Source organism: Mycobacterium sp. 1245805.9, assembly GCF_001672915.1.
Taxonomy (GTDB): domain Bacteria; phylum Actinomycetota; class Actinomycetes; order Mycobacteriales; family Mycobacteriaceae; genus Mycobacterium.
This window is the reverse complement of the sequence record NZ_LZKR01000128.1, coordinates 1-14,098: the sequence shown is the minus strand read 5'-3', so window position 1 is coordinate 14,098 and position 14,098 is coordinate 1. Positions and strand designations below refer to the sequence as shown.

The 14,098-nt window shown below is 68.1% G+C and carries 13 protein-coding genes; all 13 read right to left on the bottom strand.

Annotated features, from left to right (window positions below):
- Positions 1–10: 10 nt before the first annotated feature.
- A complete protein-coding gene (locus A9X00_RS18220) occupies positions 11–3,277 on the bottom strand; it encodes an arabinosyltransferase domain-containing protein (RefSeq protein ID WP_067156340.1) in 3,267 nt (1,088 codons plus the stop codon).
- Entirely contained in the window at positions 3,277–5,226 is a 1,950-nt protein-coding gene (locus A9X00_RS18215) for a galactan 5-O-arabinofuranosyltransferase (RefSeq protein WP_067156337.1), read from the bottom strand. The genes A9X00_RS18220 and A9X00_RS18215 overlap by 1 nt, the downstream gene beginning before the upstream one ends.
- A 2-nt stretch (positions 5,227–5,228) precedes the next feature.
- Positions 5,229–5,993, bottom strand: a complete 765-nt coding sequence (locus A9X00_RS18210) for a decaprenylphospho-beta-D-erythro-pentofuranosid-2-ulose 2-reductase (RefSeq protein WP_067156334.1) — start codon at positions 5,991–5,993, stop codon at positions 5,229–5,231.
- Between the two features lie 11 nt (positions 5,994–6,004).
- The gene (locus tag A9X00_RS18205; protein ID WP_067156331.1) at positions 6,005–7,369 is read right to left on the bottom strand and encodes an FAD-binding oxidoreductase; all 1,365 of its coding nucleotides are present in this window, start codon (positions 7,367–7,369) and stop codon (positions 6,005–6,007) included.
- A gap of 88 nt (positions 7,370–7,457) precedes the next feature.
- Positions 7,458–7,823, bottom strand: coding sequence for a GtrA family protein (locus A9X00_RS18200; RefSeq protein ID WP_156772164.1), 366 nt, complete (start codon positions 7,821–7,823; stop codon positions 7,458–7,460).
- Positions 7,824–7,925: 102 nt separating this feature from the next.
- Positions 7,926–8,405 carry a GreA/GreB family elongation factor gene (locus A9X00_RS18195; RefSeq protein WP_067156324.1) on the bottom strand — a complete coding sequence of 160 codons (480 nt, stop codon included), beginning with the start codon at positions 8,403–8,405 and terminating at the stop codon, positions 7,926–7,928.
- Positions 8,406–8,578: 173 nt separating this feature from the next.
- A complete protein-coding gene (locus A9X00_RS18190; RefSeq protein WP_082975369.1) occupies positions 8,579–9,118 on the bottom strand; it encodes a 6-carboxytetrahydropterin synthase in 540 nt (179 codons plus the stop codon).
- 78 nt (positions 9,119–9,196) lie between these two features.
- Positions 9,197–9,526 carry a hypothetical protein gene (locus A9X00_RS18185; RefSeq protein WP_067156321.1) on the bottom strand — a complete coding sequence of 110 codons (330 nt, stop codon included), beginning with the start codon at positions 9,524–9,526 and terminating at the stop codon, positions 9,197–9,199.
- 44 nt (positions 9,527–9,570) lie between these two features.
- Entirely contained in the window at positions 9,571–10,401 is an 831-nt protein-coding gene (locus A9X00_RS18180; protein ID WP_067156318.1) for an ABC transporter permease, read from the bottom strand.
- A 73-nt stretch (positions 10,402–10,474) separates the two neighbouring features.
- The gene (locus A9X00_RS18175) at positions 10,475–11,383 is read right to left on the bottom strand and encodes a glycosyltransferase (protein WP_067156316.1); all 909 of its coding nucleotides are present in this window, start codon (positions 11,381–11,383) and stop codon (positions 10,475–10,477) included.
- The gene (locus A9X00_RS18170) at positions 11,380–12,189 is read right to left on the bottom strand and encodes an ABC transporter ATP-binding protein (RefSeq protein ID WP_067156313.1); all 810 of its coding nucleotides are present in this window, start codon (positions 12,187–12,189) and stop codon (positions 11,380–11,382) included. The genes A9X00_RS18175 and A9X00_RS18170 overlap by 4 nt, the downstream gene beginning before the upstream one ends.
- A 3-nt stretch (positions 12,190–12,192) precedes the next feature.
- The gene (locus tag A9X00_RS18165) at positions 12,193–12,735 is read right to left on the bottom strand and encodes a bacterial proteasome activator family protein (RefSeq protein WP_156772161.1); all 543 of its coding nucleotides are present in this window, start codon (positions 12,733–12,735) and stop codon (positions 12,193–12,195) included.
- A gap of 12 nt (positions 12,736–12,747) precedes the next feature.
- On the bottom strand, positions 12,748–14,098 hold a 1,351-nt coding region (locus A9X00_RS18160), incomplete at its 5' end, for a DUF6541 family protein (protein WP_067156310.1).

The window sequence follows — 14,098 nt, the reverse complement described above, 5'->3', positions numbered from 1 at the left end:
CTGACCGACGCTAGGTCTTCCGCAGCGGGGCCGGGTTCCACAGGCCGCTGCGCGTCGCGATCCCGAGCTGCAACTCGGCGGGCTGCGCGTTGGGGTAGTACGGCGTCAACCGTTGCAGCGAGCCCCAATCGCGCGACCAGTCGTCCTTCAGATACGTCGGCATCGTGGTCGCCTTCACCAGCAATTCGGTGACGCCCAACGGGCCGCCGCCGTTGTTGTCCATCACCGGTGAGTTGGCCTCGGCGCCGAAGCGGTCCGGCAGGATGCGCCACTTCGGCGTCTCGTCGACCCCGTTTTGGTGGCCGAACGGCCGTTGACACGGAAACGCCAGGCCGACAAGCCAATCCAGGAACACCGGGTCCTTGGACCCGACGACGTCCTGCAGCGTGCGCAGTTGCGGAATCCGCGGCGGCGTCAGCGCGATCCAGTGCTGCGGCGCCAGGTCTTCGTCGTCGGCGACCAGGCGGATCTGGGTGGCGGCGCTCGGGATGGCCGACAGCGGCAGCCGCAGGTTGCGCCAGGCCGGCGAGGCGCCGACGTCGGACAACTGGAAGGACCCGCCGGGGTGCCCGGCGGCCGCTTCGTCGTCGGTGGCCCACTGCACCTGGACCTCGCGGGGGTCGAACCGGCCGGCGGCGCTGACCACCAGCAGCGGGCGCGCCCGGTCGCGGGCGGGCAGCCGGTACCAGCCCGAGCGCAGGTGCGCGGGAACCTGGATGCCCGCGCGCCAGCTGCCCAGCACCGGCGTGCGGGCCGGGTCGAGGTTGTAGGGCAGCTGGGCGACCGAACCGTTGATCCCCGGTGCCGGGTTGGTGCCGCCCTCGGTGCCGGGTTCGGCGCCGGTGGTCAGCCTGTCCTCGTTGATGAAGCTGCGATCGCCGGGACGTTCCATCACCGGGTCGGCGCGCACGTCGGCCGGAATGCCATTGGGGGTGAACGCTTCCGACGGACCGGCCCCCAGCGCGTCGGCCACCGAGGCGCCCACCGGCGCCAGCATCCCGGCGTTGGGGTCCGGCTCGACGAGCACGTCCTCGGCCAGCCCGCAGGATTTGCCGGCCAGGGCTTGCAGGTTGGAGCGGCCCACCGACCACGCCGGGTACTGGTCGGTCATCGCGAGCGTCAGCGAGGCGACCTCGAACACGACCAGCAGCCACGCCGCAATGGCCAAGGGGGACTGGACGATTCCGGCCACCCGCGTTCCGAAGCGGGTCTTGGGCGGGCCGTTGTCCGGGGCGACGAAGTGGAACCACGCCGCCAGCAGCAGCACCAGCGCGGTCCCGCCGAGTAGCGCGGTGGCGAAGGCGTAATGCCATGCCGGGAACGAATTCGACCACGGCACACCGAAATTGGACACATACCACCAGCCGTTGACGCTGGCAAACGACAGTGCCACCAGGAACAGCACCACGGCGGAAAACACGGTGCGGTTGCGCCGGGACCGCATCGCCATCGAGGTCACCGCGACCGCGGCCAGCGCGCCCAGCGGTCCGGCCAGCCCGGCGAACACCCCGAAGTGGTGGGTCCATTTGGTCGGGGTGAACATCATGGCGACGAACGAGATGATGGTGATCCCGACGATGCGCCGACTCGGCCCGGCGGCGGTGCCGGGAATTCGCCCCTTGCGCAACGACATCGCGACCGTGATCGCGAGCGCCAGCACCAGCGCGAGCACCGCGAAGCGGCGGGCGACCGACCCGTCGGGGCTGGCCATGAACAGCCGTTCGTAGCGGATGTGTTCGTCGAACCAGCTCAGGCTGGGTCCGACGGCCCGTTTGAGCGCGGTGGCCTGGGCCTCGCCGGCCAGCGTCTGGTCGCGGAAGATCAGGATTGCGGTGACGGTGGCCGCGGCCAGCAGGGGCGCGACCAGCGGCAGCGCACCGAACCGGGTGGATCTGCGGTGCAGGATGGTCCGCAGCGGACCTATCGCGACCAGCAGCGCGCCGATCGAGGCGATGCCCGTCGGCCCCGAGAACAGCGTCAGCGCGCCGATGATGCAGGCGATCGCCACCGGCAGCAGCCGGCTGGTGGCCACCGCGCGCTCCACCGAACACCACGTCAGCAGGATCCCCACGGCGATGATCGGTTCCGGGCGCAGGCCGTTGTCGAGCGGCAGCCAGACGGCCAGGAACATGCCGGCCGCGGTCCAGGCCGCGGCCCTGTTCCGCTTGACGGCGTGGCCCAGGCGGGGCATGACCTCGCGGCTGATCACCCACCAGCACGTCAGCGCCATGGCCAGGGTGGGCAGCCGCATCCAGATGCTGGTGGTGCTGACGTGGGCCCACACCGCCAGCAGGTCGTAGTACCAGCCGAAGGGCGCCTCGGGCGTGCCGAACCACCGGTAGTAGTTGGCCATGTAGCCGGCGTGCTCGGACACCCGGGCCATGGTCAGGATGTAGCCGTCGTCGGAAGTGTTGGCGCCGACGAAATGCCACCACGCCAGCACCGCGATGACGAGGGCGTCCAGGCCGCCGATCGACCACCATCGGGCGGGCAGGAAGCGCCGGTGCCGGGTGCCGTCGGCGGTGTCGAGGACGTGCAGCGCCACCAGCGCGGCGGCGGTCAGCACCACCCCGAGAATCATCGCCGCCATCTTCAGCTGGGTGGGGCTGCTGCTGTAGCGGGTGTCGACGGTCGCCGAGAAGCTCAGGCCCGGCGGCGCCGGCCCGGCGAGATCGGTGAACACGCCGACGATCTGCGGCCGGAAGTCGTAACCGCTCTTCTCCCCGCGCAGCGGCGCGCCGGGGTGCTCGGCGTTGGGCCCCTGGGTCAGGCCGACGAACTCGGCGGTGACCCGGTCGGCGTGCGCGGTGAAGGTCAGCCGCTGGCAGGCCGGGCTGAGCACCTGGCTCAGCGGGGCGGTGACCACCGCGACGTTGCGCACCACGAGCACCAGATAGTCGTTGGCGCGTTGGATCAGCAGCCCGCGGTCGACGGCCTTGGGCGCCTGTTTGGGCACGGTCGACAGCAGCACCGTCTTGCCGGCGTTCTGCGGGCCGGCCAGCCCGGCGGCCGCCTGACACGGCACGCTGACGTTCAAATCGGTTGCCACGTAACCGATCAGCGGGGCATCGACGCTCTCGAACGTGCCGTGTTGCGGCCAGTTCAGTTGGGCGGTGGTCTGGTTGACCGGCAGCACCGGGGTGGCGATCGCCAGCAGGGCGCCCAGCAGACCGGCGACGGTAGCAACGAGCCGGGCGATCCGGTAGTTACCTCCCGCGTCGTCCACGGGGGTAGATGGTAGTTGTGCGGCCAAGTCAGCCGAGGTTTCGGTGGCCATCAGTTCGGCTTGCGCACGGCCAGCACGAACGGGCCGATGGTGTCGACGACGAAACGGGGATCGGCAAAGAGGGCCGCGGGCAAGTCCACGGTGTACCGGCGAACGTTGGGCTGGTTCGGGTACACGTCCTGCGCCAACCGCAACGTGTAGTTGCTGTTCGCGCCGCGGCGCATCAGGAACACGGTGGGCGGCGGCCACGGCGACGTGTCGAGCGCGTGGATGAACTCGTCGGCCGTCTTGAGCGTGGACCACTTCTCGATCTGCGCGGCCCGCAGGTCGAACTGCGCCAGCGGGTTGGCGTAATGCGACGTCAGCCCCTGGAACCCCCAGTAGGGGTAGTAGGACAGGAAGCTGTAGTCGGCCGTCATCACTACGATCTGGTCGCGCGGCTTGCCGGTCACCGCGAGGATGGCGGCGTCGATCGCCGGGTAGAACTTCTCGGAACTCGGCGGCCGGCGATCGCCGCGCTGGCCGTGGCCGTCGGTGTCCGTGTAGGCGATGGTCAGGTCGGGCCGCAGCACGTCGGGGATGTCCTGGCTGAACGCGATCGCGGCGGACAGGCCGACGGCGCCGGCCACCGGCGCGATGGCGCGGCTGCGTGGGGCCAGCGCCTTGACGGCCTCCACAAAGCCGAACGCCCCCGCCGCGACCAGCAGCACGGTCAGCGTGGGCTGCAGCCGGAACGACAGCAGCGTGGTGCGCGCCAGCGTGGTCAGCATCGACAGCAGCGACCAGAGGTAGACGGCCAGCACGCCGATGGCCAGGGAGCCCGCCCGTACCGACGACCGCGCGCGCACCACCAGCCACAGGGCACCCAGCAGGCAGACCGCCCCGAGCAGCGAGAACTGCAGCATCGGGAAGGTCAGCACGGCGCCGTCGGCCGGCAGGTAGTGGAAGGCGCTGCCGCTGTTGCTGACGGGGTTCCGGGCCGCGCGCAGCAGGAACGGCACCCAGGTGATGCTCGCGAAGGCCGCCGCGATGGCGGCGATGACGGCCAGCCGGCGCAGCGGGTCGAGCGCGGTCCCGAAGCCGCCGCGCCGCCAGCGCGCGCCGGCCAGCAGCACCGCCATCAGCAACACCGTGAACGCGCTGAACCCGAACAGCAGCGTGTACCAGGTGGCCGCCCAGCCGAGGAACAACCCGGCACCGACGACCGCGGCCCAACCTTGGGCCGTCTGCGTTGCGTCGAGCGTGCGGCCAGCTTCACGCTCGGGCTCGAGTGTGCGGCCAGCCGCACGCTCGCCGGCGCGCAGCCCCGACCAGGTGAGCACCAGCACCGGCGGCAACAGCACCGTGATCATCGCGGAATAGGGCTCCGGCGAGCCGTAGGCCAGGGTCACGGCGGCCGTCGCGGTGGTCACGATCAGCGCGTACTCGAAGCGGATCATCCGCCACCACAGCACCAGCGCGACCGCCACCGCGATGGCGATCGACGTGATGGCCCACAGCTTGTACATCTCCCAGGCCGGTATCCCGGTGAGCGCCGCGACGCGGCCGCCGATCCAGAACCAGCCCGGCGGATAGAACGTCGGCAGCCCGAGGTAGGTCATGTCGTGCAGGGCCGGGCTGTCGGCGAGCCGGGTCAGGTATTCGGTGCGGAACTGCTGGTCCACCGAGATGCCGAACAGGTACAGCTTGGTGGCACCCAGCGGCATGCCCAGCGTCACGACCGTGAACGCGGAGACGAACACCAGGCCGCCCACTTGTGCGAGCCGTCGGTTGCGGGGACGCGTGGACCGCCGCCACAGCCAGCCGACGGCGACCAGCCCGGCCAGGCAGCCGACCTGCCCGACGGTGGTCAGCGCGTGCAGCTGGTTCGACGACGGGTAGGCCGGCCATTGCACGCCGGCGATCGCGATCAGCGACGGCACCGCCACCCCAATAGCTACCAAGACGGCGGTCACCATCGCCGTGGCCATCTGGCCGAGGCTGGCCAGTGCGTTGCGCATGGTTAGATTGGCAGCTTGCGGAAGATGCTCCGCGGGATGTGCCGCAACACCATCATCACGTACCTGAATGCCGGTGGCGCCCAAACCAATTCCTTACCTTTTGCGGATGCGGTCACCGCGAGGTTGGCGACGTACTCCTTGTCGACGGTGAGCGGCGCCTCCTTGACGTGGGCGCTCATCCGGGTACGCACCTGGCCCGGGCGGATCACCAGCACGCGAACCCCGTACTCGCGCAGCGCTTCCCCCAGTCCCAGATAGAAACCGTCCAGGCCCGCCTTGGTCGAGCCGTAGACGAAGTTGGACCGCCGCACCCGCTCGCCGGCGGCCGAGCTCATCGCGATGATCTGCCCGAAGCCTTGGGCGCGCATCTTCTCGCCCAGCAGCACACCCACGGAAACCGCTGCGGTGTAATTGATCTCGGCGGCCAACACGGCCTTGCGCTGGTTCTGCCACAGCTCCTCGGCGTCGCCGAGGATGCCGAACGCCACGATGGCGACGTCGACATCGCCGTCCGCGAAGGCCTGGTCGATCGTCTTCGGGTGGCTGTCGGCGTCGGTGGCCTCGAAGTCAATCAGCTGCACCGAGCGCGCGCCGGCGGCCTTCATCTGGGCCACCGCGTCCTCGCGGCCCGGGTCATCGGGCATGGCCGCCAGGATGATTCGCGCGTGTGCGTTCTGCAGGTAGCGTTCGCAGATGGCCAGCCCGATCTCGGAGGTCCCACCGAGCAGCAGGATGGTCTGCGGATTTCCCACGGCATCTAAAACCATTGGCGCACCATCTACAACAACTCCAAGCGTCGGGCCATGTCGGAGGCGAACACCCGCAGGGGATCGACCTTGCGGCGCAGGGCGATCCACTCGTCGATGCGCGGATACATGGCGTGGAAGGTTTCGGCGGTGGTGCGCGAATCCTTGGCCGTATAGACCCGGCCACCGAATTCCAGTACCCGGCGGTCGAGTTCGTTCAGGAACTCGTTGAGACCTGGCTTGATGGGGAAGTCGACGCACACGTTCCAGCCGGGAATGGGGAAGCTGAGCGGGGCCTGATTGCCCGGCCCGAACAGTTTGAACACATTGAGAAATGAATAGTGCCCGGACTTTTGGATGTCGCGGATGATGCCCTTGAACTCCTCCACGGCGGTGGTGGGCACGACGAACTGGTACTGGCCGAAACCGGCGGGACCGTAAGCGCGGTTCCACTCGCCGAACATGTCCAGGGGGTGGTAGAACTGCGTCAGGTTCTGAATCTTGCCGCGGTACGTCCCGGACTTGCGGTACCACAACTCGCCGATCGGCCCGAAGGTGTACTTGTTGGCCAAGCCGTTCGGGAAGACGTCGGGAAACGTGAGCAGTTGCGGCGCATCGAATTTCAGCGGATTGCGCCGTAGCTTTGGCGGCAACTGGTCGAGCTTGGCGAGCGAACCGCGCGAGATCGCCGCGCGGCCGAGTTTCGGCGGCGCGCTGATCGCGTCGAACCACGCGCTGGAATAGGTGTAGTTGGCCTCGCTGCCGTCGCTGTGAAATGCGACCGTTTCGTCCAGGCTGGCGGTGACGTCACCGTCGGCGATGAAATACGCCGTCTCGGTTGGGGTCATCTCGATGGTGGCCCGAAGGATGATCCCGGTGAGACCGTTGCCCCCGACCGTGGCCCAGAACAGCTCGGAGTCCTGACCGGTCGGAGTGAGGTGGCGGACCTGGCCGTCGGCGGTCAGCAGGTCCATGCTGCGCACGTGGTTGCCGAAGCTGCCCGCGCTGTGATGGTTCTTGCCGTGGATGTCGCAGGCGATCGCGCCGCCGATGGTGACCTGCCGGGTGCCGGGCAGCACCGGCACCCACAGGCCGAACGGCAGCGCAGCCTTCATCAGCTGGTCGAGGTTGACCCCGGCATCGAGGTCGGCCAGCTTGGTGTCGGCACTGATCGAGTGGATGGTGTTCAGCTCGGTCATGTCGATCACCAGCCCGCCGCCATTTTGCGCGTTGTCGCCGTAGGAACGGCCCAGGCCGCGGGCGATCACGCCGCGCCCGCCCGCGTCGGCGGTATTGGCCACGGCTTTCGCGATCTCCTCCGGGTCCGGCGTGGAAAGCACCGCCGCCACAGAGGGCGCGGTACGCCCCCAGCCAGCGAGCCGCTTGGTGGTGAACATCGTCAAAGAGGGTACCGCCTGGTTCGGCGACGATGCGGGACGCTTGCGTCCCGCCGAGGAGGCGGACAATCCGATCTGGCCAGGTCGGTCAGCGGATGCGGAAGATAATGGCTCGCTGCACGATGAAGTTGATCACCGTTGCCGTGCCCTGCGCGATCACGAACGCGACAGGTATCGCCCAGCTGCGATAGTGCAAAAGCGACAGGCAGAGGTGGTTGAGGCCGACCTGCACGGTGAAGGTGACGGCGTAGAGGACCATGACCGCGACGAAGCGGGCGGTGCTGGGAGCCGCTTGAAACGTCCATCGGCGATTGATCAGGTAGGCGGTGATGGTGCCGACGATGAAGCTCGTTGCCTTGGACAGGTCGACCTGCAGTCCCAACACCTTGTAGAGCACCAGGTACAGGCCGAAGTCGACGATTCCGGCCATCCCGCCGGTGACGACGAAGCGCATTACCTGTGTCGTCAAACCCAGGTGCGGGCGCGCGGGAGCGGCGTCGGGCTCGGGCGGGATCATTGCGGCGAGTCTATCGGGGCCGGCGCCACCGGCAGCCTGTTAACGGGGCAGCTTCACCGCGATCAGCTCGACCTGGTTTTCGCCTTGCGGCGTCGTGTAGGTCACCGTGTCGCCGGCCTTGTGCCCCGCGAGGGCCTGGCCCAACGGGCTGCGCGCGGTCAACGTCTCGGCCTCGCGGCCGATGGGGGTCTCTTCGACGATGGAAATCACGTGCATGGTGACGACTTCGCCGTCGGGAAACCGCAGCGTGACCTCGGTGCCGCCGGGCAGCGTCTCGGAGTCGTCCGAGTGCGACGGCCCGCTGCGCAAGCGGCGGTCCAGTTCGTTGATCCGATCGCCGAGGACGACGAGCTCGTCCGCGCGCTGTATCGCCTCGGCCGCGTCTCCATGGTCGCCGACCATGCCGCGGTCGTTTTTGACCTCGACCTCGAGGCGATCACGCCGCTGCTTGAGGCGGTCCAGCTCTGCGGCGAGGTTTTCCCGCGCCTCATCCGCCGCCGACTTGGCTTTTTTGCTCACGTCAGTCGACCCGATCCTGTCTGCCGTCACTTGCTGACCTGTAGCGCTACAGTGTTGCACCACCATCAGGGCAGCCGCCACCTTACGCGCAGGGAAACTTGGTTGTTCTACACATACCCAGTAGTGCGGCGAATCTATCCTCGTTTGCTGGTCGGCGCTCGTAACCCGCACCGTCACGCCCAGCCGGCGGCCCGGATCGGTCCCGCGGTGAGGGTGACCACGTTGTTGCGGCTTTCCCGCGCCTCGATCCGCGAGACCCAGACCCGGCCACCGGTCGCCAGCGCGACGATCCGTTCGGCGGTCTCGAACACCCATGCTGCCGAGCCCTCCATGCCGGTGTGCTCCATGATCCGCAGATCGATAACGCCCCGCTCGGCCAGCAGTTCGAACAGGTCGCGCTGCGGGTCGTCCTGCGCGATCAGCGTGGTGTGGTCGAACTGGTATCGCAGTGCCGACCGGACTTCGGCGACGGCGCCGGCGTCGATCACCAGGCCGGTGCCGGGTTCGGTTTCGGCGCAAGCGAACTCGACCTCGAAGGCGCGCTCGTAGCCGTGCAGGAAGAAGCGCTTGCCGCGATTGGCCCACGAACGGTGGCAGCAGGGCAGCTCGCCGAACAGCTTGCGCATGTGGAACCGCGCCGCCCGGCCGATCGGAGTGTCGGCGCGATGAATGGTGGCGACGTACACGTCATCGTCGAAAGCGATGTGACCCATGAGTGCAGCGTCGGGTCGGCGCCTTTACGGATTCTTGAAAGATCCTTGGCGCGCTAGAAGAGCAGTGGCAAAACCGGGTTAGGGCCCCGGGTCGCCCTCGATGAGCATCGGGGCAACCTGCCGGTTGGCTCCGCCGTTGCTGACCCACGGTTGGGAATTCGGGCTCATGATGCCGAACATGAAGTGGTGGCAGGCATTCATGTCCCAATCCGGCGTCCCGCCGCTGGGCTGCGGCAAGGGCATGTCGGGGCACCAGATATAGCTGCACGCGTGGTAGTTGCATACCGATTTCGGGTAGGTGAAGGCGTGGGCCGTCCCCGTGGTGAGCCCAAGGGCGGCGAGTGCGGCGACACCCGACAGCAGCGTGCCGGCGGCGGCCCGCCGGATGCGGTGAGCGTTGGTGTTCATGCCGCCATTAAACGGCGACGGGGCGCCTACCGATCGCAAAAACACTAAACCCAGTACGGCACCCGGGCGCGGTACTGCCGCATCCCGAAGGCCGCCAGCAGCCAGCCGATGACCGTCAGCGCCAAGACGACCACCCAGTGCCGCAGCTCCTGGTGGGCGCCCAGCAGCGGGGCGCGGACGATATCGAGGTAGTGCAGCAGCGGGTTGAGTTCGACGATGCTCGACCAGCGGCCGGCACCCTGCGCCCGCATCGTGTCGTCGTTCCAGATGATCGGCGTCATGAAGAACAGCAGCTGCACGAGGGAATTGAGCAACGGGCCGATGTCGCGGTAACGCGTGGCCAGGATGCCGAAACACAGTGACACCCAGATCGAATTGAGCACGATCAGCACCAGCGCCGGGATGACGGACAGGTCGGCCCACGACCACGGCTTGGGGTAGATGATCGCGACGACGACGTAGATCACGATGTTGTGTGCGAACAGGAGCATCTGGCGCCACACCAGCCGGTAGACATGCACGGAGAGCGGCGTGGGCAGCTGCTTGATCAACCCCTCGTTGGCGACGAACACGTCGGCGCCCTCCAGGATCGAGGCGTTGATCAGGTTCCAGATGATCAGGCCGAGCGTGACGTAGGGCAGGTGGACCGCCAGGTCCAGGTGGAACAGCTTCGAGTACAGGCCTCCCATCGCGACGGCTGTCGTCCCGGTGGCGATGGTGATCCAGAACGGTCCCAGCACCGAGCGGCGGTAGCGCTGCTTGATGTCCTGCCAACCCAGGTGCAGCCACAGCTCGTGACGGCGGAAACCGTCGACCAGGTCGCTGCGGGCGCGGGCGAAGGTCCGCGACTGCGCGGCGGCATCGACAAACGTCATCTGCGCCACTCTCCCCCGCAAGCGGGCGGTACCCCCACCTCATCGCTCCGCTCTGCATCGTCGCCGGCGCGCGTCACGGCGTCCCTCCCGGCTTCCCGAAGCGCTCGCGACGCCCCAAGCGGCGCAACCGAATCCAATCAGACAGGCCCTTGGGGTCGCGGCGGGTCACCAGGAAGAACCAGCCGAATCGGACCCACTCCTGGAACAGGAGCTTGCGCAGGCCCGGCTGCGCCATCAGGTAGCCGCGGTTGCGGTAGGTGAAGAACCGCTTGGTGGCGTCGTCGGGATATTGCGTGTGCATCCGGCCGCCCAGGATCGGTTTGAACTCATCGGATCCGCACGGATGCAGGTAGACCGCGTCCAGGCAGGTGCCGAACGGCAGGCCGGACCGAACCAGCCGGCGGTGCATCTCCACCTCGTCGCCGCGCACGAACAGCCGCAGGTCCGGCACGCCGATCGACTCCAGCGTCGACGCCTTGAACAGCGCGCCGTTGAACAACGACGCGATCCCGCGCAGCAGGTCCTGCCCCTCCTCGGTGCGCAATTCGCTTGTCCGCCTGCGCCATACCAGCCCGCGCCGCAACGGGAAAGCCAGCCGCGCCGGATCGTCCATGTTGCACACCATCGGCGACACCTCGGCCAGGCCGTACTTCTCAGCGCAGGCCAGCAGCGTCGCCAGCACGTGCGAGTCCTGGGGTCGCCCGTCGTCGTCGGCCAGCCACACCCAGTCGGCGCCCTGCGCCAGGGCGTGCAGCATGCCCAGCGCGAAACCGCCCGCGCCACCGAGGTTTCGGCGCGAGCCCAGATAGGTCGTCGAAATGGGTTGGCCGGCAACCAGATCGCGGACCCGGTCGTCACCGTCGTTGTCGACCACGATCAGGTGATCGGGCAACCGCGTTTGGCTGCTGAGCGCGTCCAGCGATTTGGCGAGCTCGTCGGGGCGTCGGTGGGTGACCACGACGGCAAAGACGGTGTCGCTCATGGCTGTCCGGCGGTCTCGGCCAGCACTTCGCGCACGTGCCGGGCCGCGTCCTCGCCCTCGTACGCGCGCACTACGTCCTCGATGCCGCCGGACATGCGGATGACACCGTGGTCAATCCACATCGCGGTCTTGCACAGCCGGGCCAGGAACTCGTTGGAATGGCTTGCGAACACCAGGATTCCGGAGCGCTCGACCAGCCGCTGCAGCCGGGTCTGGGCCTTCTTCAGGAAGTCGGCGTCCACCGCGCCGATGCCCTCGTCGAGCAGCAGGATCTCCGGGTCGATGCTGGTGACCACCCCCATCGCCAGCCGGACCCGCATCCCGGTGGAGTAGGTGCGCAGCGGCATCGACAGGTAGTCGCCCAGCTCGGTGAACTCGGCGATCTCGTCGACCTTGCTCAGCATCTGCTTTCGGGTCTGCCCGAGAAACAGGCCGCGGATGATGATGTTCTCGTAGCCCGAGATCTCCGGGTCCATGCCGACCCCGAGGTCGAACACCGGCGCGACCCGCCCGGTGACCCTCGCCCATCCGCGGGTGGGCTCGTAGATGCCCGAAAGGAGGCGCAGCAGCGTCGATTTCCCGGCCCCGTTGTGGCCGACGAGGCCGACCCGGTCGCCCAGCTCGAGCTTCATCGTGATGTCGCGCAACGCCTCGACGACGACGACGTTGGAGCTGTTGCGGCCGATCGTGCCGCCCGCCTTGCCCAGGAACGCCTTCTTCAACGACCGCGACTTGGCATCGAAGATGGGAAATTCCACCCACGCGTCGCGCGTCTCGATGTGCGGACCCGGCCCCGGCAGCGTCATGGCTTACAGGTATTGCCCGGTGCCCGAACCCGGGCCGTGGCCCGACCTGATGCCCGGGGGAAGCGCCCCCTGGCGCATCTGCTCGAGTTGCGCGCGTGCGGCCATCTGCTGGGCGAACAGCGCGGTCTGGATGCCGTGGAACAGTCCTTCCAACCATCCGACCAGCTGCGCCTGCGCGATGCGCAGTTCGGCGTCCGACGGCGCGGCGTCCTCGTTGAACGGCAGGGTGAGCCGATCGAGCTCCTCACGCAGTTCCGGCGCCAGGCCGTCTTCGAGCTCGCGGATGCTCGTCGCGTGGATGTCGCGCAGCCGGTTGCGGCTGGCCTCGTCCAGGGGTGCGGCGCGCACCTCCTCGAGCAGTTGCTTGATCATCGTGCCGATCCGCATCACCTTGGCGGGCTGCTCGACCAGGTCGGTCAGGGAGCGCTCGTCGGAGTCGTCGTCGTCGGCGTCGCGGAGCGCCATGATCCGCGGATCGACGCCGCCGATCACCTCGATGCCGTCGGCGTCCGGGCCGTCGTTGCCGTTAGTCAATCCATTCACCATCCTCTTTTGCGTCTAAGGGGGCGGCGCCGCGATGTCCTCGCGCCATTCGTAGATTCGGGCCCCGCCGTTGTCGTAGATCATCGTCCACGACTTCGACTTATCCAGAGACACTAGTCCTTCGGGTGTGGCAAACCCTCTGACGTTCGGCGCGCTGGTCAGGATGTACCTGATATTGAGCGCTTTAATCGCCTCGGCGACCTTCGGATCGGACTCGCCCTTGCGGGCGGAGATCCAGAAGATGTAGCGGTAGTAGCCCGGACCGGTCTGCTGCGGGAAGTCGTAATGGGTCCACAGCGGGTGCAGGTCGGCCACCGCGTACATCCAGGCGGTGCCGTCGACGTTGGAGTTGCCGATCACGGTGTTGCGGGCGCCGGGCAGCTTGGCCAGATACGCCATCGCCATCAGGTCTCGCTGGTCGATGATCACCGAGTCGTACTTGTCGCCGAACAGCACCAGGTGCCGGTAGAGGTATTGCCGGCCGCTGACCAGGACGGCCGCCACCAGCAGGAACGCCGTCGCCGCGGTCCAGACCGGGGCAGGCAGCCGGGTGAACCGCTCGGTGAGCCGCTTCGCGAGGGCGACGAAGCCCACGACGATCGCGAACAGCGCGATGCCCGCCATCGGCGTCACCAGCATCGTCACCACCGCCGAGAGCCGGCGCGGATCGTTGTAGAAGAACTGGCTGAACACCTCGATGGTGCGGCCGAGGGGATTGCGAAACGGCGCCCCCGAGTAGATGGTTGCGACGGTCAGCACCACCCAGACGGCCGGCGGCCACCAGATCCTCTTGTAGAGCAGGATCGCCATGCCGATGAACGCCAGAAACACCAGGCTGTATTGGGTCGGGAAGTCGTTCAGGTGGCGGGTGTGCAGCAGCAGCGCGTCGATGATGCCCTGCTTCACGCTCTTGAAGCTGGGGAAGGCGTGCCCGGCGATGATGTCGGCCTGCCGCAGCACGCCGAGGAATTGCGGCGCCAGGATCGCGGCGGTGGGCACGGCCACGGCGGCCAGGGTCAGCGCGTCGGGGAGGCGGCCGCGCACCGGATGCCACAGCGCGTCCAGGAGCCACCAGGCCAACAGGAACAGGATGACGATGAACCCCCCGGTCAGGTGCACCGACAGGACGCCCACCAGCGCCAGCACCGCCGCCGGGATGCGGTCGCGGTGCCGCAGCGTCGAGGCGATCAGCACGAACGTCGGGATCGCGACGCCGTAGGCGGCCAGGTTGGGCATCGCCGCGACGCCGAACTCGACGTAGGGCACCGACGTGAACGACGCCGACAGCGCGGCGGCGGTGGCGGACACGCTCGCGGCGCGCCACTGGCTGCTGATGGGGCGCAGCAGGAACCAGGTCAGCGTGGCG